Consider the following 22,439-nt stretch of genomic DNA (forward strand, 5'->3'; position numbering starts at 1 on the left):
CCGCCGACCACGCCGGGTAACCTGGCCAGGTGACAGGCTCGGAAGATTCCCCTTCGTTCCGGCTCGCGTATGTCCCGGGAGTGACGCCCAGCAAGTGGGTGCGGATCTGGAACGAGCGGCGGCCCGACGTCCCCCTCACCCTCCTCGCGGTGTCCGTCGCCGAGGCCTTCGACGTGCTGCGGGGCGGCGACGCCGACGCCGGATTCGTACGGCTGCCGGTCGACCGTACTGACCTCAGCGCGATCCCCCTCTACACCGAGACGACCGTGGTCGTGGTCCCCAAGGACCATGTCGTGGCGGCCGTCGACGAGGTGATGGCCGAGGACCTGGCGGACGACATCGTGCTGCACCCCCTGGACGACACCCTCGACTGGGAGCACCTGCCGGGCCGCCCCGCGATCGAGCGCCCCGCGACCACGGAGGACGCCATCGAGCTCGTGGCGGCGGGAGTGGGACTCCTGGTGCTCCCGCAGTCGCTCGCCCGCCTCCACCACCGCAAGGACCTCACCTACCGGCCGGTCACCGACGCCCCAGAGTCGCGCGTCGCCCTGTCCTGGCCGGAGGACCGGACCACGGACCTCGTCGAGGACTTCATCGGCATCGTCCGCGGCCGGACCGTCAACAGCTCCCGGGGCCGTTCGGCGGCCCAGCCCGAGCCGAAGAGCAAGGGCTCCGACAAGCCGGACACAAGCGCCGCCCGTCGGAAACCCGCCGCGGGCAGGGCAACGGGCAAGCCGACCGGCAGGAGCCCACGGACCGGCTCCGGCGGCGCCCCCAAGGGAACGAAGCGCGGAAAGCCCCGCCGGCGGTCCTAGCGACTGCGGGACTCACGAGTCTCGCGGGCTACTCCCGGCGGCGTATGCGCCGGTGTGTTCCGGCCCATACGGTGATGACGTGACGAGCTTCGACGGACTGGTGGAGCGGGCGCGATCCCTGTCGCCGCTGACCGCGGATCTGCTGGTGGTCGCAGTGGTCGGCCTGTTCACGGCGCCCGACGCCGCGTCCAACGACCCCGACTACCAGCAGGCGGACGGGCTCACCTGGCTGCTGCTCGCGGTCTCCCTGACCGCACTCGTGTGGCGCCGGCGGTGGCCGGTCCAGGTCGCGGTCGTCACGGGCGCCGCCTGCGCGGGCTGGGCGCTGTACGGGCACATCGGGGAGCTGCTCAACCTTCCGGTGATCGTCGCCCTCTACACCGTCGCGGTACTGGGCGACCGGCGGCGCACCCTGTTGACCGGGCTCGTCGCCTCCCTGGTCTCGGGCACGGTCGCGCTGCGGGTGGGGCGTGACGTGGCCAACCCGCAGGGGCTGCCCGTGCTGGAGATGATCTGGCCGCTGGTGCCCCTGCTCCTCGGTGAAGTCATCCGTACGCGGCGGCAGTTGATGGACGAGTACGCGGCCCGGGCCGTCCGCGCGGAGGAGGAGCGGGAGCGGGAGGCGGCACGCCGGGTGCACGAGGAGCGGCTGCGCATCGCCCGCGAACTGCACGACATCGTCGCGCACACGGTGACCGCGATGACGGTGCAGGCCGGAGTGGCCCTCGACGCACTCGACACCCGCCCCGAGGTCTCCCGGCGGGCGATGCGGCAGGTACGCGACTCGGGCAAGGAGGCCGTGGGAGAACTGCGGGCCACCGTCACCGTGCTGCGCGACCACGACCGCGAGTCCACCGCGCCCGCTCCCGGACTCGCCCAACTGCCCGAACTGGTCGGCCGGTTCACCGACAGCGGCGTGGACGCGGCACTGCGCCACGACGGCACGGCGGGCGGTCTCTCGCCGATGGTGGAGCTGGCGGCGTACCGCATCGTGCAGGAGGCGCTGACCAATGTGGCCAAGCACTCCGGCGCACGGCACGCGGCGGTCTCGGTCGCCCGGCACGGCGACCGGCTGTGCGTGGAGATCGTGGACGACGGACCCCCTTCACGGAGCGAACCACCCTCGCGGACCGAACCGCCGTCGCAGTTCGGACCACCGGCTCCGGCTCCGGCTCCGGAACCGGTACAACCGTCGGCCAGAGGCTTCGGGCTCGTCGGCATGCGGGAGCGGGCCGCCGCGGTCGGCGGAAGCGTCGAGTACGGTCCGGTGTCCGGCGGCGGCTTCCGGGTACGGGCCGTACTCCCGGTCGTGCTTCCGGCCGAGGCACTCCGTGGAGGGCGGCCATGACCGTGCGCGTGGTGCTCGCCGACGACCAGACCGTCGTACGGGCCGGCTTCCGGGCCCTGCTGGACCTGACCGACGACCTGGTCGTGGTCGCGGAGGCGGCCGACGGGACACAGGCCGTCGAAGCGGTCCGGCTGACCCGGCCGGACGTGGTGCTGATGGACATCAGGATGCCCGGCGTCGACGGCATCGAGGCCACCCGCCGCATCGCCGCCGACAGCACCCTCGACGCGGTACGTGTCGTCATGCTCACCACCTACCAGGTCGACGCGTATGTCTTCGAGGCGCTGCGGCACGGCGCCGCGGGCTTTCTGCTCAAGGACATCGAGCCGGACGGGCTGCGCGCGGCGATCCGTACGGTCGCGGCCGGACAGAGCCTCCTCGCGCCCGCGGTCACGCGGTCCGTCGTCGAGGAGTTCGCCCGGCTGAAGGCCCCCGAGGCGGCCGGTGCCGAGCGGCTGGCCGCGCTCACCGACCGGGAGCGCGAGGTGATGGCCCTGGTCGCGGCCGGACTGAGCAACGAGGAGATCGGCCGACGGCTGATCATGAGCCCGTTGACCGCGAAGACCCACGTCAGCCGGGCGATGACCAAGCTGCGAGTGCGCGACCGGGCCCAGCTGGTGGTGCTGGCGTACGAGACCGGGCTGGTCCGGGCGGGGGAGCGGTGAGGGTACTCCCGCGGGAGTAGCGGCCGACTCCCGGCGGCGGATGTCCGGGGCGTCGCCGCTCCCTACCGTCGAAGGCATGATCGAGGCACGCGAACTCACCAAGAGGTACGGCGACAAGACCGCCGTCGACCAGCTGTCCTTCACGGTCCGGCCCGGCCGGGTGACCGGCTTCCTCGGCCCCAACGGCGCCGGAAAATCCACCACCATGCGACTGATCCTCGGCCTGGACGCACCCACTTCGGGCAGCGTCACCGTCGGCGGCAAGCCCTACGCCGAACTGCCCGCGCCCCTGTGCTCCGTCGGCTCGCTGCTGGACGCGAAGGGCGCGCACGGCGGCCGTTCGGCGTACCGGCACCTGGCCGGGCTCGCCGCGAGCAACCGCATCCCGCTCCGCCGCGTCGACGAGGTACTGGACCTGACCGGTCTGACCGAGGTCGCGGGGCGCCGGTTCAGCGGCTTCTCGCTCGGCATGGGCCAACGGCTCGGTATCGCCGCCGCGTTGCTCGGTGATCCGGAGGTGCTGATCCTCGACGAGCCGGTGAACGGCCTTGACACCGAGGGCATCCGCTGGATCCGCGGTCTGATGAAGTCCCTTGCCGCGCAGGGCCGTACGGTCTTCCTCTCCAGCCATCTGATGAGCGAGATGGAGCTGACCGCCGAGCATCTGATCGTCATCGGACGCGGCCGGCTCCTCGCCGACACCACGATGCGCGACTTCATCGAGACCAACTCCCGCGCCCATACGCTCGTCCGCTCCCCGGAACCCGAGAAGCTGCGGGGCCTGCTGGAGGCGAAGGGCGCCGACGTCCGTCTCGACGCGCGGGGCGGCTGGCGGGTGGACGGTCCGGACGCCGCGGCCATCGGCGACCTGGCCCGCGAGCACGGCCTCGCGATCCATGAACTCACCCCCGCCCACTCCTCGTTGGAGGAGGTCTACACGGCCCTGTCCCAGGACTCGGCCGAGTACCGGACGAAGGACCGGACGAGCGCGGTTCGCGGGCGCAAGGAGACAGTCTGATGGCGACCACGACCCGCACCACCGCCCGGGCCGGTTTCCCGCAGGCCCTCGCCCATGAGTGGATCAAGTTCCACAGCGTGCGCTCCACGGTCTGGACGACCCTCGCGACCGCCGTCGTACCCGTGCTGGGTGCGGTGTTCGTCGCGGCGACCGAGAGCCTGCAGCCGGACGACACCGTGCTCGGCGGCAGCCTCACCGCGTCCGTCCCCGCTCAGATGCTGGCCGCGGTGGTCGGTGCCCTGCTCATCACGGGTGAGTACGGCAGCGGCACCGTCCGCACCACCTTCGCAGCCAACCCGCGCCGCGCCACCGTGCTCGCCGCGAAGGCCACCCTGATCGCGGCCCTGATGTACGTGTTGGCCCTCGTCTCCTGCACCCTCGCCTACCTGATCGGCGGGGCGATGCTCGACAACGGCCGCTATGCCCGGGGCGAGCCGCTGCCTGCCCTGTTCGGTATCGCCGCGTCCTTCGCCGTCGCCGGGCTCCTCGGCCTCGCGGTCGGCACCCTCGTACGCCACTCCGCGGGAGCCGTCACCACCGTCATCGGCGTGTTGCTCCTGCCCTCTCTCCTCGGCCCGCTCTTCGAAGACGCCCAGCGCTGGGTCGCGGGCGTCTCCCCGACGAGCGCCCTGGAGAAGCTGATCCAGACCTCGGACGCGACCGCCGAAACCGTCGGCAGCCTCGGCCCCTGGCTGTCCCTGCTGCTGGTGGCGGGCTACACGACGGCGCTGCTCCTGCTCGCGACCGGGGCGCTGCGAGGCCGCGATGTCTGACAGGAGCGGACAGGAACGGAGGAACGCTCATGCCATGGAGCGCCGCTCGTCTACGCGCCCTGCTCGCCCTGGTGGTCGTCGATCTCCTGCTGCTGGCGGCAGTGTCCGCCACGGGTGCGGAGGCGACCGCTTCCGCCCCGAACGGCGCCCGGATCGTCGCCGAGGAGGCAGCCGGTGAGCGCCTGGTCGATCTCACGGTGGACTCGCCCGCGCTGGGCAGCACCGCGAAGGTCCGGCTGCTGACCCCGGACGGCTGGGACCGGCGACGGCCCGGCGAGACCTGGCCGACCCTGTACCTGCTGGTCGGCGGCGACGGCAACTACAAGGCCTGGACCGAGGATTACGATGCCCGTCTTCAGCAACTGCCCGGCCTGCGGGACGTACTGGTCGTGATGCCGGAGATGCCGTTGTTCGGCTTCTACAGCGACTGGTTCAACCGCGGCGAGGGTGGCCCGCCGGCGGTCGAGACCTTCCACCTCAGGGAGGTACGCCCTCTGCTGGAGCGCCGCTACGGAGCGGGCGTCCGGCGCGTGGCCGCGGGGGAGTCGCAGGGCGGATTCGGCGCCCTCTCCTACGCGGCACGCCATCGAGGGCTGTTCCGGGCGGTGGCGAGCTTCAGCGGTTTTGTGCATCCACTGCGGCATCCGCATGCGGTGCGGGCCGCGATGACGTACCTGGGCCTGGACTGGACGGCGCTGTGGGGCGATCCGGTCGACCGACGGGCCAACTGGCAGGCCCACGACCCCTATTACCTGGCCGACCGGCTGCGCACCACTCCGGTCCACCTCTCCGGCGGCGACGGCACAGCAGGCGTCCTCGACCCGCCCGGAACACCACCGGACGTGGAGATCCCGGGTCTTGAGGACCCCGCCGACCCGTTCCCCGAGGACGCGATCTCCCCCACGGAGACCCTCATGCAACGCCAGTCCCGGTCCCTGGCCACCCGCCTGGCGTCCGTCGGGACTCCGGTGACCACCCACTTCTACGCCGGGACGCACTCACCGCCGTACTGGAAGCGTGAGCTGTACCGCTCGCTCCCCATGCTGCTGCGTGCCCTGGGCGTCCGGGACCGGTGACTGTGACGTGTTGCTTCAGTCCCGCGGACGAGTCCCGCCGGAGTCCGGCTGCGTGGGGTCGGGCGTCGCGGAGTGCCGGACGGGGTCGGTGGGAGCGGCGCCGTGCTGAGGGCCGACGGTCTCGCCCGGGATGACACGGGGAGCCGTATGCCCGTCCGTCCCCTCCGGCTCGTCCTTCGTCGCCGTGGCCTCGGCCTTGAGGATGCGGGCCGACTTGCCTGCCGAGCGGGCCAGATCGGGGAGCTTCTTGGCGGCGAGGACGAGGATGACGACGACGAGGATGATGGCGACTTCACTCAGTCCGAACATTCGGGTCCTGTCTTCTTCTCTGCCCGGGCCGGTCGGGGCGCAGGCACTACGGGGACGGGGTGGTGCGGTGTGCGGTGGCGGAGGGCTCGGTGCGGGGGGAGTCAGTCGAAGCGGGTGGCGGCAAGCTGCCGGCGGAGGTAGGGCAGGACGCCGCGCTCCAGCAGTGCCCGCTGCCACCTCGCACGGGCGTGGTGCAGGTTACGGGCCGACGCCCCGGTCCGGTCGCTGCGGCGGGGGCGGGTGCGCAACGCGGTGCACAGCAGGGCGGTCAGCCCGGCCAGGGTGCTCGCGGCCGCGATGAGCGCGAACACCCAGCCGGCGGTGACGAGCGAACCGCCCATCGGGCCCTGCGTGTCGGCGAGCCGGAGGCTGTACCCGACCACGAGCAGGACCGCCGCCGCCGTGGCGGCGATCGGCGGAGTGAGCGTGGCGAGGGCGGGCAACAAGGCTCCGGGAGAGGCCGGCCGGGACTGCCGGTTGTCCTCCACGCTCGTCCGGGACTCTCGGCCGTGCTCCACGGTCGAACGCGCGGCGAGGTACTCCCGGTACTCGTCACCTGCCGCGGCCGTGATCTCGTCCACGGCCCGCAGCGCCTGGGCGCGCAGCCGCGTGGCGGCCGCGCTCGTGGGGTCGGCGAGCAGCGCCGTACGGATGTCCGTCGTGCTCAGCGCCCGGCGAAGTACGTCCTCGAAGTCCGCTCGGTCCTCCGGGCGAAGGCGGGGCGGGCCTGCCAAGTGGTCTCCCTGGGTGACTCGGACGATGGAGGTGCGGGCGGCTGACGGGCCCGCCCTCGGTGAAGGGGGCGGGCCCGTGGATACGGATGGAGGGAGCCGCTGTCTCAGACGCCGACGCCGAAGTCGGAGGCGATTCCGGCCAGACCGGACGCGTAACCCTGGCCCACGGCACGGAACTTCCACTCCGCGCCGTTGCGGTACAGCTCGCCGAAGACCATCGCGGTCTCGGTGGCGGCGTCCTCGGACAGGTCGTAGCGGGCGATCTCGGCGCCACCGGCCTGGTTGACGATCCGGATGAAGGCGCCACGGACCTGGCCGAAGCTCTGGCCGCGGTTCTCGGCGTCGTGGATGGACACCGGGAAGACGATCCGGGTGACCTCGGCGGGCACACCGGCGAGGTTCACCTTGATGACCTCGTCGTCGCCCTCGCCCTCACCGGTGAGGTTGTCACCGGTGTGCTCGACAGAGCCGTCCGGGCTGGTGAGGTTGTTGTAGAAGACGAACTGCGTGTCGGAGGAGACCTTTCCGGCCTCGTTCAGCAGCAGCGCGGACGCGTCGAGGTCGTAGTCGGTGCCCGTCGTCGTACGGACGTCCCAGCCCAGGCCGACCAGGACCGCGGTCAGGCCCGGAGCCTCCTTGCTGAGCGAGACATTGCCGCCTTTGGCCAGGGAAACTCCCACGCTGCTCTCCTTCATCCTCGGTTGTGCGGTGCCGGGTCCGTGTCTGAACCCGCAAATAAATCTACATCACTGTAGAAATATGGGGGGTGGGTCGGTTGCACTCGGTCGCGAGGCCGGCCGGAACGAAGGAGGGGTTCGGAGGAGCGGTTCGCAGGTGCGGTTCGGAGGGCGATTCGCCGGCGAGAGAAGCGCGAGCGGATCTCTATACGATGGACCGCCCGTGAAGTGCGCGGCAGCGGAAGGGAGACAGGGCGTGACGGATCACCGGCGGCGTCCCCGGCGGCGGGGGCAGGGTGAGCTGGAGGTGCAGGTCCTGTCGGCCTTGCGGGAGGCGGACGGACCGGCGACGGCGGGCTGGGTGCAGGACCGCCTCGGCGGGGATCTCGCCTATACGACCGTGATCACTATCCTCACCAGGCTGCTGGCCAAGGGCGCGGTGACCCGGGAGCGCGCGGGACGGTCGTTCGCTTGGACACCCGCGTCGGACGAGGCGGGGCTCGCCGCGCGGAAGATGCGCAAGGTGCTGGACGGCGAACCGGACCGGGAGGCGGTGCTGGCCAGCTTCGTCACCGCGCTGTTGCCGGACGACGAGCGGCTGCTGCGTGAACTGCTCGGGCAGCCCGACACGGAGAGGGAAGACTGAAGCCTCATGGGGGTGTTCGTCTTTCTGCCCTTGGTCCTGCCCCTGACGGCCTGGCCGATCGCCCGGCTGGCCGAGCAGCGCCTGCATCCCGGCACCGCCACCCGGCTGCTGACCGGCGTGGCCGGTGTCATGGCCGTCTGCAGCACGGTCTGTCTGGCGCTGCTGATGGTCGTCGGCACCGCGCAACTGCCCGGCAACCCACTGCCCGACGGGTGGTCGGACCCCGAGGTGCGCGCGGCCGTCCCGTACGACGAGGTGGCCGGACGAGTGGCCATCCCCGCTCTTCTGGCGGTGGCCGTGGTGTGCGCCGGGACGCTGTGCCGGCACGGCAGAGTGCGTCGCCGCGCCCATCGCGCGCTGGCCGGTCTGCCCGGTACGGGGGTCGCGGTGCTGCCCGACGAGACGCCCTACGCGTACGCCCTGCCCGGCGGAGCCCGCGACCGGGTCGTGGTCACCACGGCCCTGCTGTCCTGCCTCGAACCCGCTGAAAGGCGTGCCCTGTTCGCCCATGAGCGCGCACATCTGACGGCCCGCCATCACCGCTTTCTCCTGGTCGTGCAACTCGCGGCCCGCGCCAACCCGTTCCTGCGACCGCTGCGAACGGCCGTGTCGTACACGGCGGAACGCTGGGCCGACGAAGCGGCGGCCCACGCCGTGGGCAGCCGCAGGGTCGTGGCGTGCGCGATCGGCAAGGCGGCCCTGGTCTCCAGGGGCACCCCGCTCCCGACACTCGCCGGCTTCGCCGCACCGGGCCCGGTGCCCCGCCGGGTGGCGGCCCTCCTGGAGCCGGCGCCCGCTGTACGCAACTGGCCCTCCCTGTTCACCACGGTGGGCATGGCCACCTGGACGGCGGCCGTCGGGACGGCGCTCTCCGCGATGTCCTCGGCCAACTCCGCCGTGACGATGGTCCTCATCCTGCACGCCGCGACACCACTCTGAGCCGCCAGGACGACAGGCCGGGCCGTCGCCCGTGAGGGGGTACGGCCCGGCCCGTGGAGCGCGTTCCCGTCAGAGGTCGAACTCGTGGGGCGGCAGGTCCAGGGTGAAGCACGCCTCGCGGACGACGGCCTGCTCGGTCTTGTCGAAGTCGCCGTCGGCGCCGCCGATGACGATGCCGATCTGGATCACGGCACGCGCCTCGGCGGGCTTCTTCTTCGCCTTGGCTATCTCCTGGAGGACGCTGACCTTGCCGAAGTCGAAGTCGGCGACCAGCTTGTCGAGATTGCCGTCGAAGCGGCGCTGGAGGTCGTCGGCGGGGAAGTTCTGCAGAACCTCGTTGGTGGCGATGAGCTGGGCCACACGGCGACGCTCGGCCGGGTCGATGGTGCCGTCGGCGGCCGCGACCAGTGCGCACATCGCCATGCTGGCGTCACGGAAGGCGCCGCTCTTGAGGTCGTTCTTCTTCGTCACCAGCTGGGTCTGCATCGTCGATGCGGACTCCTTGACGCGGTCCCACAGGGCCATGAGAACTCCGGTTTGTGTCAGAGGTGGGCCCGAGCCCGTGGGGGCTCCGACCGCCGCAAACTTCTACAGTGATGTAGAAGTTATCAGGTGCGGGTGACGGCGGTCGTAGGAGTGTGCGGCCGACTGCGGTCGCAGAGCGGGCCACTGGGCGAAGGGAGCCGGAAGCCCGGGTCCGGACGGTCCGGACCCGGGCTTTCGGACCATCAGGTCACGGACGAGGGCGGGGGAAGGTCTCCAGGGCTCTGGCGAGGCCGGCGGCGTCGGTGCCGATCTTGCGGTAGACCGAGGAGAGCAGCCGCGTCACGCCCTGCTCGGTGAGGCTCAGCGCCTTCGCGACCACTCCTGCCGGGAGCCCCTGGGCCGTCATCTCGGCGGCCTTGCGTTCCGGAGCGGTGAGTGTGTCCGTCTGTCCGTAGCGAAGGGGCAGTGGCCGCAGTCCGGCCGCCGAGAGTTCTGTCCTGGCCCGGGTGGCCAGGGCCTCGGCACCGCAGTGTACGGCGCTTTCCTGACCCTGGTAGAGACGGTCCGCGGCCTCGTGCAGCCTGCCGCTCCGGGACAGCGCGGCCCCGTGGCCGACCAGCGCACGGGCCAACTCGTAGGAGGCGGGCGACCGTTCGAGATGCTCGACCGCCTCCGCGTACAGGTCGAGCGACGCGGATCCGCCGGTCACCTCGGCCTCGGTGTGGAGCGCCTGGCCGATCGCGGAGGCCGCACCGAAGTCACGGGCCCGCTTGACGGCGTCCTGGGCGAGACGGATCGCCCGGTCGGGGGCGGTGGGAGCGACAGCGGACGCGAGGTTCAGTTGCCAGGGGCACCAGGCCGGGTTGCGCCAGGACCGTGAATCCAGCCATTCCCCGACCTCCGAGAGCAGGTGCTCGGCATCGGAGTTCCGGCCCTCGGCCAGGAGCAGTTCGGCGTACACCGTGCGGGGATCCGGGTAGATGACGGCATTCGGGACGATCTCGCCGTAGTGGTAGAAGTCGGCGAGCTGCCGCGCTTCTCCGGTCCGCCCACGGGCGAGGAGGGTCTGGATGAGGATGCCGATGGCGAACCACTGGGCGGGCACCGCGCCTTCCACCCGGTCGGCGGTGCGCAGTCCCTCACGTACGAGTTCCTCCGCCTCGGTGAGGCAGCCGCGACGGTAGCGGATGTAGCCGAAGAGGGTCTGGCCGACGGCCAGATGGGAGCCGCGCCAGCCTTTGGTCTCGCACTCGGCCATCCCCTTGGCGAACAGTTCCTCGGCCCGTCGTGGCTGGTCGCAGTACATGAAGACGAGGGCGACGGAAACGGGCAACTCGAAGCCCCGGTTCTCGGCGGTCCAGCTCAGCCCGCCTCGCAGGGACTCCTCGGCATGCTCAAGAACGGTCTGCCGCGGCTCGCCTCGCATCATTGCGTCCCAGGACCGCAGGCCCAGGATGTACCGCTCCTCCAGACCGCGGCCGGTCAGCCGCGCGGCCAGCCGTGCCAGCTTGCGCGAGCGGGCGGCCGAGTCGGGTTCGTCGGTACGGAACGCGCTCCATACGAAGTGGTCGGCCTGCATGCGAAGTCGGATGCGCGGATTGGTCGCCTGCTGCGCCTCGTCGGCGGCCACCGCCGCGGCCTCCGCCACCCGGTCGAGGTGGGCCAGCGCCTGGGTCAGCCGGTAGACGATGGAGGCGCGCAGATCGGGGTCGACCCCGGGCTCCGCCAGAGCCGCCCGCAGATGGCTGACGGTGGCCGCGGGTTCGATCAGGAAGGTCGAGCACGCGAGTTCGTGGAGGAGTGCCGCACGGTCCTCCGGAAGGGGCGGCTCCTGAAGGGCCCGGGTCAGGACGCGCCGGGCGGCCTCCGGGGCCCCGGCGCAGAGGTACTCGCGGGCGGCCTCCCGCAGGCATGTGACCGCCTCGGGCCTGCCCTCGCACGGGACTTCCAGCAGATGCCGGGAAGCGGCGGTGGGGCCGTACCCCGCGGCGTGGACCGCCTCCGCCGCGGCGTTGTGCAGACCGACCCGCAGACTCGCGGAGATGTCCCGGTAGACCGCCGTGGCGATCAGGGGGTGTACGAACTCCAGGCCGCCTCCCTGACCCGGCGTGCTCTTCATGATCCGGGCGGTGCGCAACCTCTCGGTCGCCTCGGCTGCTTCTTCACTGCCGACCACCGCGATGGTGGCGGCGAGCTCCGGCGAGATGGACGTGCCGAGGACGGCCGCGGCCCACGCGAAGCGGACGGTGGTCGTGCCGAGCCGGTGCAGCCGGTCGAGCAGTCCCGGGCCCTTGACCGCCGAGGCGAGGTCCCGCATCGAGGACAACTCGTCCCGTGTGCCCTTCAGGCGCCGCTCGCCGAGTCGGATGGCGAGTTCGACGGCCTCGAACGGGCTTCCGCCGGTGGCCGTCCAGCACTCCTCGCAGAACTCGTCCTCGGCTTCCTCACCCACCTCGTCCCTGACGATGCGTGCCACGCCCGCGGCCGTGAGCGGTGAGAGGGAGTAGGGGCGGTTCCGGTGGCGTTCGACGAGTGTGCGGAAGGCCGCCGCCTCGTTCGGCAGTTCGTCGGGCCGGTAGGCGGCGACGATCAGCAGCGGGAGGTCCTCGGTCCGTGGGGCGAAGGACGCGAGCCAGTTCAGGGACTCGACATCGGTCCAGTGCATGTCGTCCAGGAGCAGGATGACGGGCGCCTTCATCACCGTGAGGCGCGTCATGACCCAGTCGAGTCCGTCGCGCACTCCGGTCGGGTCCGGCACCCGGGCGGTGCCCGTCGCCTCCAGACCGAGCGCGGCGGCGACGATGTCGTACCAACTGCCCAGGAAGGCCCGGCGTTCGGTCTCCCCCATCGCGGCCAGGGCGGGTTGCACGAGTTGGCGGACCACGTGGAAGGCCAGCTCCTGCTCCTTCTCTCCGCCCTTGCCCGAGAACACCGTGAATCCGTGGGCCACGGCCCGGGCGCGTGCCTCCGTCATGAGGGCCGTCTTGCCCAGCCCGGCGGAGCCGGTGAACGTGAGCAGTCCGGTGTGCCGCGGTCGCGGCACACCGTCCCGTGTCTCGCTGAGGTTGGCCAATGCGGCGTCGATCGCACGGAGTTCCCTATGGCGCTCCAGCAACAGATTGTTTTCGGGGTCCGGTTGCCGCAGCTCATGCGCCATATGCCCTACCGCTTCCTGTTCGTTGATCCTTCGGAAGGCAGCGATGAGCGTACGCCCTTGCGGACATCGGGTGGTCGTATTGAGCAATGAGTACACAGGGAAGGGCGAATCATGCACCGGAACGGTTTGAGCGCCTGCCCCTCAGGTAATGTTATTCGATTGGCCTTCTTGTGGGGTCAGCTGTTGACGGCGAAAGCTCGTGGGACGGAGGTCGCCGCAGCGTCGGCGTATCGAGGCACGGAGCGGGACCAGTAGTAGCACCCGCGGATCCAGCCGGCCATGCCGTCCATGTAGCCGATGCCGGCCGGGCTCAGTTCCGGCTCGGTCTCCTGGTACAGCCGCTCGAACTCGCGGATCGTACTGTTGATCAGCTGGATGGCGAGCGTGACGGCTTCCGGCAGGGAACTGTGGTTCGCGCGCTGGTAGGCGAGTGCCAGGTTGATCATTCCGCCTGTCCGTTGCTCCTTCACCGAGGAGAAGAGGTCGGCTGTCCACACTGCCGCATCGACCGAGAGACGCCTCAGACGCCGCATAGTGGCGTGATGGAGGTCCTCGGGGGTGAGTTCGCAGGGCTGCGCGGCTTCGTACAACGGATAGAAGGGTTCGATGCCCGCGGTCAGCGAACGTATCGAGTTGCACAACCCCATCCGCACGGGAGGCGAGTGCGTCTGGGCTACCGCCTCGTACAGCAGGCCGTGCACGTACTCGCGGCTGTTCCATGACCACCGCGCGGCCTGCGCCAGCGTGCACCGTTCCCGGACCTGGCGGTGAAGATCGGCCAGGGCCGCTCCGAGGGGCGTGACCGGTGCCTGGCCGTCGCGCAGGATCCCGATGCTCTCGGTGAGCATGGGCAGGAGGCGGCCCGGCCGCTCTCGGCCGACTTCTTCCGCCAGGTCGTCGAAGACGAACTGGTAGGCGATCTGGTTGGCCACGATCTGGAGGATGTCGTGGTCCACGGTTGGGCTGTTGTAGGACGCGAGTTCGGCCGGGCGAGTTTTGGCGATCATGGTGGCCACTGCCGGGTCGTCGGTCAGTCCCCAGGTGCGCAGCCATGTGTCGACGCCTGCCGCCGATTCGGATTCATGGCGGTTGCTCATGAAAGGGAACGGCATGTGGAGATTGGCGTCGATGAGGTCCTTCAAGTTGTCCGCGGGAATTTCTTCTTGCAGGGAGACCGTGATTTCCTCATGCGTCGTCGACACCGTTGTCACCTGCCGTTCGGGGGTCCTGTGTACGGGATGTCACCGTGGTTCGGGGAGCGAGAGAACGGGCGCGAGGTGGATTGCCGGCCGATATGGGTGAGCGTGGTTCGCAGATCATCGGCAGCGACCTCGGGCCCAACGTCACCGCGGGGCGCGGTTGTCCGACCGGTCCGGGCGGGTGCCGCAGCCGCCAGCGACCGGCGATGGTCGCAACCGCCACCGTGGCCTCCGCCATCGCGAACGCGTCCCCGATGCACTTGCGGCTTCCCGTGGCGAAGGGCAGCATCGCGCGGTGCTGTGCGGCGCCGGTCCGCTCCGAGCCAGGCAACCAGCGCTCGGGCAGGAACAGTTCGGGGTCGGGGAACGACGCGGGATCGTGGTGCAGGAGGTAGGGGCTGTACAGGACGGTGGCGCCCCGGGGGAGTCGGCACCCGCCGAGCTCCGTCTCTCTGGTCGTGACGCGGGTGAAGAGCCAGCCCGGTGGGGAGTGGCGCAGCGTCTCGGTGACGGCGGACCGGGTGTAGGTGAGCCGTGACAGGTCGTCGAGGCGCGGCCGTCGTCGTCCGTCGAGCACGGTGTCGATCTCGGAGTGCAGCCGGCGCTCGGTCTCCGGATGCTGTGCCAGGAGGCTGAAGGCGGAGGCCAGGCAGAGCGCGGTGGTCTCCACTCCGGTGATCAGGAGCGTGATGAGCTGGTCGTGGACCTCCTGTTCGGTGACCGGGGCATCCTCGCCCCCGTCACGGGTGGCCGCCAGCAGCGTCCCCAGCAGGTCGTCGCGGGGAGCACCTCGCCGCCGCTCCGCGATGACGGAGTCGATGATCGCGTGCAGGCGGTCGACCGCACGCCGATAGCGGCGGTTCGCCGGTGTGGGGACGCGGAACGGGGCGTCGACCGGCACGACCGTGCGGACGAACAGGCCACGGACGATGGTGCCGAGGGCGCTCCGCACCTGGGCGGCCCTGGCGTCGTCGAGCGAGTCCGAGAGGAGGACGCGGCTGGTCACCCTTGTCGTCAGGGCCATCATCGCCGCGCTGACGTCGATCCTCTGCCCGGCCTGCCACGCCCGGCACACCGACTCGGCCTCCTCGCCCATCAGTTCCGTGTGGTCGGCGACGCGGGAGGCGCGGAAGTCCGGCTGGAGCAAGGTGCGTTGCCGCCGGTGTGCCGCCTGGCGGCAGGTGACCACACCGTCACCCATCAGGGCCCGGAGCCTGTCGTACTGCGAACCTCCCTTGTCGAAGGTGCGCGGGTCCATGAGCATCCGGTGGACCAGCTCCGGGTGGCACACCATCCAGGCCCGCAGCGGGCCCAGGCGTATCTCGACCAGATCGCCGCGGGCCGGCAGGGAATTCAGAAAAGCCAACGGCTGACGGAACAAAGCGATACCGTGACTGATGCTTGGGAATATGCCTGGCGCAGTGCCCACAGTCCATAGTCGATCCGGTTTGGGCATGGCGTCGCTCATCGGATACCACCTGCCTCAGTCGACTCACGTAAATCGGTGAACGTGCCACCGGCTCGGTGCTTGATTCATGTCCTGCCCAGTTCATCTGCTGTCGGCTCCCCAGATCCACTTTCCGTGGGGGCGCACAGGAGCACAAAGAGGCGTTGGGTGAAACATGTTTGATGTACGCTGCATTTACTGGAATTGGCTTTCGTCACTCAAGTGGCCTTTTGTTGAAGGGTCACATCAGGGGGACGAAAAAGAGGAACCGGCGGGCCCGGATCCTGTACGAGGCCGGAGTTCGTCGGCGTCGCGAACGAGGCCCGCGACATGGTCGGTGATCGTGTCGAGGATGTCCGCCCAGGCCTCGTCGTCGCCCAGCACGAGGAAGTTCAGGGTCAGCCCGTCGGTCATGGCGGCCAGGTAGCGGGCCAACACAGGGGCCGGCACGCGGAGTTCGAAGTCCATGCTGCGGGCGAGCTGTTCGACGAGCTCGGTGTAGGTGTCGCAGTACAGCTGGTACTGCCGCCGTGCCAGATGCTCGAACCCCGGCTGACGCAGGGCGTACTGCGTCAGCTCGTACGTGAGCATGTGCTCGCCGGGATGCGCGGACACATGGTCCCAGTAGGCCTGGAAGCCGGCCCGGACGGTCTCCCGGAGGGTTGCCTTCGGCCTGATCGCCTCCCTGACCACCGTGACGGAGTGCTCGGTGATCGTCGTGATGACGGACTCGATCAGGGCCTGCTTCGAGTCGAAGCAGTAGTGGAAGACGCTCAGGGACAGACCCGCCTCCGCGGCGATGGACCGGGTCGTCGTCCTGGAGACGCCGTCCCGGGTCATCGCGCGGATGGCCGCTTCGGTGAGCTGTCGACGCCGATCGGCCGACGGCATCCGTGCCATGGGTGTTCCCTTCGTTCCGGCGGGCGTCAGCTGCTGTAGACGCCCACCTCGTGAAGGGAGTAGCCCCAGTCGGCGCCCCGGTCCAGCCCGAGGATCCGTACATAGCGGGCCGGTACGCCGTTGAACCGGGCCGTGTCCAGACCGCCGTCACCGGCGGTGGTGGACCAGACGGACTGCCAGGTGGTGCCGTCCTTGGAGACCTCGACGCGGTACGACTTCCCGTAGGCGCGCTCCCATTCGAGGGTGACCCGCTTGACCGTGCTCGTGGAGCCGAGGTCGATCCGGAGCCACTGGTCGTCGCTCCAGTCGCTCGCCCAGCGGGTGCCCGTGTCGCCGTCCACCGCCCGGCCCGGGGCGAAGCTCGTGAACGGGTTGGACTCCGACGAACTGGCCGACGCGGAGGCGCCCTTGGCAAGGTTCACCCCCGCCTTGTGCCCCTCGGACGCGCCCCAGGTGTCGAGATAGGACTCGGCGCCCCGGAAGAGGTCGTCCACGACGTCCTGACCGCCGACTTGCCGGATGTCCTCGATCCAGTCCGGGACCAGCCCGTAGTGCGAGGCGCCGTCGGTGTTGAGGTCCCAGGTACGCGAACCGGTCGTCTGCCTGTCGATGACCGACCCGCCGTCGGCGCTGCGGAAGGGGTACGTCACCGGGTTCGAGGCGTCCGCGCCGCGCGGGGCCGGCCAGCCGCCGACGCCGTTCATGTCGGTGCCGTAGCCGTATCCGACGTCGTACTTCTCGCGCAGTGCCTTGGTACGGTCCGCCTCCGCGCTGAACGCCTCGGAGCCGTGCATGTACTGGGCGATGAAGCCGCCGAGACCGTAGACGCGCTCGGTCCAGTTGAGGTCCATCCAGCTGTGCGAGGAGAGCACGCCGGGGTAGGACTCCGACTCGAAGATGTCGAGTGCCCGGCCGGTGGCCTTGACGCTCATGTGGTCGACCTCGAGCATCATCTTGCGCTGCATCATGCCGCGTACGGCGTACTCGCCCAGCTCGGTGAGCCCGCGTTTGTTGCACTGCGCGTCGTCGTCGTACGACGGGACCTCGACCCCCGCCGGCAACTCCTCCTCGGCGCTCGGCGCCGCCGCACCCCCGATGGGGTTGTCGTGCTGCGGGCCCGTGCACTTCTCCGTCTGCCAGAAGGTGCCGGTCGACAGGAACTGGCCGACGTTGATCGCCGTACCGAGGCCGCCCTCGTCGAAACGGACCCCGCAGAGCGCGTTGTCGAACTTGTGGCAGAGGAACATGCTGCGTACGCCGAGGTCGTACAGCTCGTCCAGACCGGCGTCGATGTCGTCCTTGTCGCACTGGGCGATGTCCAGGATCTGCTTGCAGCCGAACGGCTCGGACGTCTCGACGCCCAGGACGACGGCCAGCTTGCCCTGCTCGACGACGCTGCGGGCCTGCGCGCTGTCGGTGACGATCCGGAACCAGCCCTTGCCCGTGCCGCCGTACATCTTGTCGATGTAGTCCTGCATGTCGTAGGTCAGCTTCGCCTGCAGCCGGATGGACGTCATCTCGTCGCAGCTGCGGTCCTTGAAGGGGTAGACCGAACAGATCACGCCGTTGGTGACGAGGTCGTTGACGAGTACGCGCTGGCCGCCGCGCCAGGCCCGCTCCACCCAGGCGTAGTAGTTCTGCTGGTGGGTCAGCGAGTCGTAGGCCGGCCAGTCCTTGAACGTGGGCCACCCGTCGGGGTCGTGCTTGCCGTCGCCGCCGTTGGTGATGAAGTCGAAGATCGCGAGCGAGCCGTCGGGGTAGTGCTCGGGGCAGTCCTTGAGCGCGTCGGCCACTCCCGCCTCGGAGAACGGCTTGCCGCAGATGAGCCGGCCGCCGAAGCCCTCGTTGGCCATGATGTGGTTGTGCGCGTCGACGAACCCGCGTACCTCGCCCTGGGAGTTGGTCCCCTTGAAGGGCTCGCCGGTGATGCCGATCCGGGAGTCCGGCGCCGGGCGCGCGACCGGGTTCCACCAGTCCGTCCCCGCCGCGGAACTGGGGGTGGGCCCGAGCGTCACGGCCATCACGAGCAGGAGCAACGACAGAACCGTGACGGGTCTGCGTCTGTGGTGCGGCTGTTGAGTCATGGTCATCACCCACGTCTTCGGTCGGCGGACGGCGCGGTCGATGAGCCGGCCAGTCGGGGGCGCGACACCCACGACTGGTTGTCATGACTCGTGCAAACGATGGGTCGAGAATCGCGACTGCGGTGAACGGAGTCAAGAGTCCGGGACGGATGACCTGATGGTTCGTCGGCCGTGACGGGGCGGGGCGATGAACAGCCGGTGCACATGGGCCTCTTGACGACCCGTTGGTCCAGTCCTACCTTCCAGTCAGTTGTTCAAAAAGGCAGTCATCGTTCATGTCTGTGAATCCCGGCTGAACCCCCCACGCCCAAGGAGCCGACATGCTCACGCGCTTTCGGGCGCTCACCGTGACCGGTGCGGTGTGCGCTTCAACGTTCCTGGCCCTGCCGAACGCCGTCGCCGAGGTGGAACCCGGCGGCTGGACCTCGGTCTCTCCCACCTACACCGTCCAGGAGCGAGGCTGCGGACAGGTCGACGGACTGACCTTCCAGCTCACCTGCTCGACGGCCAGCGGCGACCAGCGGGCCGAGCGGCGGTACGCCACCTACACCGGTGGCACCCGCCAGTTCGAGGGCTACTTCCGGATCAGCAGCCTCAGCGGCACCCGCATCAGCCTCAAGCAGACCTTCAACGACTCCGCGCCCGGCCCGTACTTCATGCTCGCGGTCGAACGCGGCGGCCGGCTGTACGCGGTCCACGGAGGCGACACGTTGTCGAACGCGGGCACGGTCGGCGCCACGGTCCGCGTCAACACCGTTCACCAGGTGGGCACTTCGCACCGCACGTACATCAACGGCTCGCTCCAGCACACCTACGCGAGCCCCGGCGGCAGCTTCTACGACAAGTTCGGCGCCTACCGCACCAACAGCGGCAACGGACCGGCCACCGTCGTGTGGAGCAACGTCCGCTTCTGGCGCAAGTAGCCGCGAACCGATGAGTGTTCCCGTACGCGTCGCGGCGCCGACAGTGCTCGTCGTCGCGCTCGCCCTCGCTCTCGTCCTGGCGCTGTCGGCCTGCTCCGCCACGCGGACGACGGGCGAGGGCGGGGAGGACACGCGTCCCGCGACCGCCGACCGCCCGGTGGCAGGGAAGGCCGACGCCGCCTCAGGGGTCGTACTCCGTGCCCAGCGCACCACACCCACCGACATCGATCTGCGCTGGCAGGGCGGCAGTTCGGCCGCCTCTGGCCACGTACTCGAATTCGCGACCGAGGAGTCGGGACCGTACACCGTCCTGCGGTATCTGCCGCCCGGGGCGACGAGCTACCGGCACCCCGATCTGATCCCGAACACCACCTTCTTCTACCGGCTGCGCGCCTTTCGCGGTCCTGCCTCGGAGCCGGTGGGCGTCAGCCTCCCGGAGGGGGAACTGACGGCGGCGGACGAGGACTCCAGCCACGACTGGCTGCCCGCTCGCAAGGATCCGAAGCGGACGGTCCCGGGCCGACCCCTCCGTTCCACGGGTGCGGGAGCGCCCACCGGGTTCAAGGTCGCGGTCAAGCATGCGAACGGCATCCTCTTCACGTGGACGGACCGTGCCTCCGACGAGGCGGGGTTCCTGCTGGAGGCCCGTACGAGGACAGACCCGGCCTACGAACCCGTCGTGGTCCTCGGTCCCGACGTCAATTCCACAGGTCTGATCACCCTGCCCACCGAGAAGGAGGCGTCCTACCGGGTCCGGGCCTTCACCTACGGCGAGCGGTCGAACGTGGTCCGGCTGACCACCGGCGAGGCCGCCGGTCCCTGACCTGCCTGACACGGACCGGACCAGGATGGTAGAAGCAGGGCATGACCACTTGTTCCACCTGCACATTCACCTCCGGCACCACCCGCACCTCCTCTCCGGCGGGCGCACGATGACCGCGGGCATCGACACCCCCGACAGCAGGGGCCGCACCGGACTCGACCGGGTCGGCCTCGACCTGACGGGAAACCACCGGGTCAAGGTGCGGGACGTCAAACTGCTTTCCTGCCACTGGTACGTGGAGCGCACCACGACCTTCGACTTCCAGCACGCCGACGGCACCTGGACCACCCAGGAGCGCGAAACGCACGACCGCGGCAACGGCGCCACGATTCTGCTCTACGACGAGGACCGCGAAACCGTGCTGCTCACCCGGCAGTTCCGCTATCCCGTGTACGTCAACGGCCACCCGGACGGGATGCTCGTCGAGACCCCCGGCGGACTGCTGGACGAGGACGACGAACACCCCGAGGTAGCCGTACGACGCGAGGTCATCGAGGAGACCGGCCACACGGTCGGTGACGTCCAGCGGGTCTTCGACGTCTATATGAGCCCGGGGTCGGTCACCGAGCGCGTGACCTTCTACGCCGCTTCGTACGGACCGGCCACCCGCACCCACGAGGGCGGCGGCCTCGACGAGGAGGGCGAGGACATCGAGACCGTCGAACTGCCCTTCCGGCAGGCTCTGGCCATGATCCGCAGCGGCGAGATCGCCGACGCGAAGACCATCATGCTGTTGCAGTGGGCGGCACTGGAAGGGCCGTTCAGCGGGAAGGACGCGTCAGCCACGGAGTAGGCCACGCGGGTTCAGCGGAGCAGCAGTTGGACGATCGAGACGGTGCCGACCGTCACGATGAGGGCCCGTAGGACCGCGGGGCTGAAGCGGCGGCCGATCCTGGCCCCGAACTGGCCGCCCAGCGCGGAACCGCAGGCGATCAGTGCGACGGCCGTCCAGTCGAAGTCCGCGACGAAGAGGAAGAACGTCGCGGCGGCTGTGTTGACGATGGCGACCAGGACGTTCTTGACGGCGGTGAGGCGCTGCAGCGACTCGTCCAGGAGCGTCCCCATCACCGCCACGTAGATGATTCCCTGCGCGGCGGCGAAGTAGCCGCCGTAGACGCTGGCGAGGGTCAGGCCGGTGAACAGCAGAGGGCCACCGTCGCGGCGGGCCGGGACACCGGTCCGTGCGCGGCGGTCGCGCAGGAACTTGCTGATCAGGGGCTGGAACGCGACCAGAACGAGGGCGAGCCCCACCATGACCGGCACGATCCGCTCGAACGCCGTCGCCGGGAGAGCCAGCAGGAGCGTGGCGCCCGTCAGGCCGCCCAGCAGGGCGCCGACGCCCAGTTTCAGGATGCGCCGGCGCTGGCCGCGCAGCTCCTCCCGGTAGCCGAAGGCTCCGCTGATGTTGCCGGGGATCAGCCCGAGCGCGTTGGAGACCGTGGCGGTGACGGGTGACAGACCGGTGGCGAGCAGAACCGGAAAGGTGATGAGCGTGCCCGAGCCGACCGCGGTGTTGATGCCGCCCGCGCCCACCCCGGCGGCGAACACGGCGAGACCTTCCAGCGATGTCACGCGGCGCCCCGCCCGGCGCGGCCGCTGCCCGTGGTCGGCCGGACGGCTGAGGCGGTACGGCGGACGAGGCGCCGGGAGACGTTCATGGCGCCGACGCTATGCGGCGAACGCTTCGGCTCACGCCGAAGTGTCCCGGCCGCTACCACCCTGCCCCCGCCCGGCCGCGCGCCGACGCGCGGCACGGCTCCACCGTCGGCCGCCCCGCCGAGCGGCGTATCACTCGAACCGTGCCGTGTCGCCCGCTCCCTTGCGCACGATCTCGGCCTCGCCGCTGGAGAAGTCGATGACCGTGGTCGGCTCGGTGCCGCAGTCCCCGGAGTCGATCACCGCGTCGACGACGTGGTCGAGCTGTTCCTTGATCTCCCAGCCCTGGGTCATCGGCTCCTCTTCGTCGGGCAGGAGCAGGGTGCTGGACAGGAGGGGTTCGCCGAGTTCGGCGAGCAGGGCCTGGGCGACCACGTGGTCGGGGATACGGACCCCGACCGTCTTCTTCTTCGGGTGGAGCAGCTTGCGCGGCACCTCCCTGGTCGCGGGCAGGATGAACGTGTAGCTGCCGGGGGTCGATGCCTTGATGGCGCGGAACACGTCGTTGTCGACCTGTACGAACTGGCCGAGCTGCGCGAAGTTCTGGCACACCAGGGTGAAGTGGTGCCGGTCGTCGAGCCGGCGGATCGACCGGATCCGGTCGATGCCGTCACGGCTTCCCAGCTGACAGCCCAGCGCGAAGCAGGAGTCCGTGGGGTACACGACGAGCGCGCCCGCGCGGATGGAGCCGGCGACCTGGCTGATCGTCCGCTGCTGAGGATTCTCGGGATGAACGTCGAAGTACTTGGCCACATGCCGAGCTT

Annotated in this window: 22 protein-coding genes; 11 read left to right on the plus strand and 11 right to left on the minus strand. The window is 70.1% G+C overall.

From position 1 onward, the window contains the following. The first annotated feature begins 29 nt into the window (after window positions 1–29). From ACH4YP_RS34385 to ACH4YP_RS34410, 6 genes are all read left to right on the plus strand, one after another. Window positions 30–815 (plus strand): LysR substrate-binding domain-containing protein, encoded by a 786-nt coding sequence (locus ACH4YP_RS34385; protein ID WP_361055870.1) that lies wholly within the window; start codon window positions 30–32, stop codon window positions 813–815. A gap of 79 nt (window positions 816–894) precedes the next feature. Continuing rightward, a complete protein-coding gene (locus tag ACH4YP_RS34390; RefSeq protein ID WP_361055867.1) occupies window positions 895–2,163 on the plus strand; it encodes a sensor histidine kinase in 1,269 nt (422 codons plus the stop codon). Further along, complete coding sequence (locus ACH4YP_RS34395) at window positions 2,160–2,828, plus strand: response regulator (protein WP_398494746.1); 669 nt, start codon at window positions 2,160–2,162, stop codon at window positions 2,826–2,828. Before ACH4YP_RS34390 ends, ACH4YP_RS34395 begins: the two co-directional genes overlap by 4 nt. Window positions 2,829–2,904: 76 nt before the next feature. Then, a complete protein-coding gene (locus ACH4YP_RS34400; protein ID WP_398494748.1) occupies window positions 2,905–3,846 on the plus strand; it encodes an ABC transporter ATP-binding protein in 942 nt (313 codons plus the stop codon). Next, window positions 3,846–4,619: an ABC transporter permease subunit gene (locus tag ACH4YP_RS34405; RefSeq protein ID WP_398494750.1), complete on the plus strand. Its 774-nt coding sequence runs from the start codon at window positions 3,846–3,848 to the stop codon at window positions 4,617–4,619. The genes ACH4YP_RS34400 and ACH4YP_RS34405 overlap by 1 nt, the downstream gene beginning before the upstream one ends. A 29-nt stretch (window positions 4,620–4,648) precedes the next feature. Continuing rightward, window positions 4,649–5,695, plus strand: coding sequence for an alpha/beta hydrolase (locus tag ACH4YP_RS34410; protein ID WP_398494752.1), 1,047 nt, complete (start codon window positions 4,649–4,651; stop codon window positions 5,693–5,695). Window positions 5,696–5,710: 15 nt separating this feature from the next. Here the strand turns inward: ACH4YP_RS34410 and ACH4YP_RS34415 are convergent, their stop codons facing one another. The 3 genes from ACH4YP_RS34415 to ACH4YP_RS34425 all read right to left on the minus strand — a co-directional run bounded on the left by ACH4YP_RS34415 (window position 5,711) and on the right by ACH4YP_RS34425 (window position 7,418). Then, on the minus strand, window positions 5,711–6,004 hold the full coding sequence (locus tag ACH4YP_RS34415; RefSeq protein ID WP_361055854.1) for a twin-arginine translocase TatA/TatE family subunit: 294 nt from the start codon (window positions 6,002–6,004) through the stop codon (window positions 5,711–5,713). Window positions 6,005–6,105: 101 nt separating this feature from the next. Then, window positions 6,106–6,738, minus strand: coding sequence for a hypothetical protein (locus ACH4YP_RS34420; protein ID WP_398494754.1), 633 nt, complete (start codon window positions 6,736–6,738; stop codon window positions 6,106–6,108). A 104-nt stretch (window positions 6,739–6,842) separates the two neighbouring features. After that, window positions 6,843–7,418 carry a TerD family protein gene (locus ACH4YP_RS34425; RefSeq protein WP_361055848.1) on the minus strand — a complete coding sequence of 192 codons (576 nt, stop codon included), beginning with the start codon at window positions 7,416–7,418 and terminating at the stop codon, window positions 6,843–6,845. A 253-nt stretch (window positions 7,419–7,671) separates the two neighbouring features. Between ACH4YP_RS34425 and ACH4YP_RS34430 the strand changes: the two genes are divergently transcribed. Continuing rightward, the gene (locus tag ACH4YP_RS34430; RefSeq protein ID WP_398494756.1) at window positions 7,672–8,061 is read left to right on the plus strand and encodes a BlaI/MecI/CopY family transcriptional regulator; all 390 of its coding nucleotides are present in this window, start codon (window positions 7,672–7,674) and stop codon (window positions 8,059–8,061) included. Window positions 8,062–8,067: 6 nt separating this feature from the next. Beyond that, on the plus strand, window positions 8,068–9,000 hold the full coding sequence (locus ACH4YP_RS34435; protein ID WP_398494758.1) for a M56 family metallopeptidase: 933 nt from the start codon (window positions 8,068–8,070) through the stop codon (window positions 8,998–9,000). Window positions 9,001–9,069: 69 nt separating this feature from the next. On the opposite strand, the gene ACH4YP_RS34440 is transcribed toward ACH4YP_RS34435, so the two are convergent. From ACH4YP_RS34440 to ACH4YP_RS34465, 6 genes are all read right to left on the minus strand, one after another. Further along, the gene (locus ACH4YP_RS34440; protein WP_361055840.1) at window positions 9,070–9,525 is read right to left on the minus strand and encodes a TerB family tellurite resistance protein; all 456 of its coding nucleotides are present in this window, start codon (window positions 9,523–9,525) and stop codon (window positions 9,070–9,072) included. A gap of 208 nt (window positions 9,526–9,733) precedes the next feature. Further along, window positions 9,734–12,643 carry an AAA family ATPase gene (locus ACH4YP_RS34445; RefSeq protein ID WP_361055837.1) on the minus strand — a complete coding sequence of 970 codons (2,910 nt, stop codon included), beginning with the start codon at window positions 12,641–12,643 and terminating at the stop codon, window positions 9,734–9,736. Window positions 12,644–12,819: 176 nt separating this feature from the next. Beyond that, window positions 12,820–13,845, minus strand: a complete 1,026-nt coding sequence (locus tag ACH4YP_RS34450; protein ID WP_361055834.1) for a (-)-alpha-amorphene synthase — start codon at window positions 13,843–13,845, stop codon at window positions 12,820–12,822. Beyond that, entirely contained in the window at window positions 13,829–15,208 is a 1,380-nt protein-coding gene (locus tag ACH4YP_RS34455) for a cytochrome P450 (RefSeq protein WP_398494760.1), read from the minus strand. The genes ACH4YP_RS34450 and ACH4YP_RS34455 overlap by 17 nt, the downstream gene beginning before the upstream one ends. A gap of 327 nt (window positions 15,209–15,535) precedes the next feature. Beyond that, a complete protein-coding gene (locus tag ACH4YP_RS34460; RefSeq protein ID WP_361055829.1) occupies window positions 15,536–16,189 on the minus strand; it encodes a TetR/AcrR family transcriptional regulator in 654 nt (217 codons plus the stop codon). 26 nt (window positions 16,190–16,215) lie between these two features. After that, window positions 16,216–18,273: a discoidin domain-containing protein gene (locus ACH4YP_RS34465; protein WP_398494762.1), complete on the minus strand. Its 2,058-nt coding sequence runs from the start codon at window positions 18,271–18,273 to the stop codon at window positions 16,216–16,218. 320 nt (window positions 18,274–18,593) lie between these two features. Between ACH4YP_RS34465 and ACH4YP_RS34470 the strand changes: the two genes are divergently transcribed. The 3 genes from ACH4YP_RS34470 (at window position 18,594) to ACH4YP_RS34480 (ending at window position 20,812) form a co-directional block, all read left to right on the plus strand. Further along, window positions 18,594–19,196: a hypothetical protein gene (locus tag ACH4YP_RS34470; protein ID WP_398494763.1), complete on the plus strand. Its 603-nt coding sequence runs from the start codon at window positions 18,594–18,596 to the stop codon at window positions 19,194–19,196. 10 nt (window positions 19,197–19,206) lie between these two features. Continuing rightward, window positions 19,207–20,019 (plus strand): fibronectin type III domain-containing protein, encoded by an 813-nt coding sequence (locus ACH4YP_RS34475; protein WP_398494765.1) that lies wholly within the window; start codon window positions 19,207–19,209, stop codon window positions 20,017–20,019. 109 nt (window positions 20,020–20,128) lie between these two features. After that, window positions 20,129–20,812, plus strand: coding sequence for an NUDIX domain-containing protein (locus ACH4YP_RS34480; protein WP_361055960.1), 684 nt, complete (start codon window positions 20,129–20,131; stop codon window positions 20,810–20,812). Between the two features lie 11 nt (window positions 20,813–20,823). On the opposite strand, the gene ACH4YP_RS34485 is transcribed toward ACH4YP_RS34480, so the two are convergent. Both ACH4YP_RS34485 and ACH4YP_RS34490 read right to left on the minus strand, forming a co-directional pair. Continuing rightward, a complete protein-coding gene (locus ACH4YP_RS34485; protein ID WP_398494766.1) occupies window positions 20,824–21,591 on the minus strand; it encodes a sulfite exporter TauE/SafE family protein in 768 nt (255 codons plus the stop codon). Window positions 21,592–21,807: 216 nt separating this feature from the next. Next, entirely contained in the window at window positions 21,808–22,428 is a 621-nt protein-coding gene (locus ACH4YP_RS34490) for an L-threonylcarbamoyladenylate synthase (protein WP_398494768.1), read from the minus strand. Between the last annotated feature and the right edge of the window lie 11 nt (window positions 22,429–22,439).

It is taken from the genome of Streptomyces sp. NPDC020747 (assembly GCF_044334695.1).
Classification (GTDB): Bacteria; Actinomycetota; Actinomycetes; order Streptomycetales; family Streptomycetaceae; genus Streptomyces.